The sequence below is a fragment of the Photorhabdus sp. RM96S genome, assembly GCF_042879335.1.
Classification (GTDB): Bacteria; Pseudomonadota; Gammaproteobacteria; order Enterobacterales; family Enterobacteriaceae; genus Photorhabdus; species Photorhabdus kayaii.
The window spans coordinates 1-234 of the sequence record NZ_JBHFKT010000276.1 but is presented as its reverse complement, the minus strand read 5'-3'; the positions used below and the strand labels follow the sequence as shown (position 1 = coordinate 234).

The window sequence follows — 234 nt, the reverse complement described above, 5'->3', positions numbered from 1 at the left end:
CAGGTTGAATCCGGCCGTGACGGGGGAAGTTTGGAAACCGGCGGGTTTGGACAGCGGGACGCCGACAAACAGGTCGTAGCTCACCCCTTTCAGGCTGCCGCGCCAGCCCAGAGCACTCCCCGACAGGTGTTTTCCGAGCAGCGCGTCGCTGCCCCGGCCGCCCACCTCGCCATAATCGATCCCCAGATACAGCGACTGCCCTTTCAGCGGGGTTTGCCAGTCCAGTTCGTTGCG

Annotated in this window: 1 protein-coding gene; it reads right to left on the bottom strand. The window is 64.5% G+C overall.

Annotated elements, in window-relative coordinates; translation table 11 throughout:
* Window positions 1–234, bottom strand: a 234-nt coding sequence (locus ACGF49_RS25335) for a ShlB/FhaC/HecB family hemolysin secretion/activation protein (RefSeq protein WP_387493582.1), incomplete at both ends; no start/stop codon positions are given.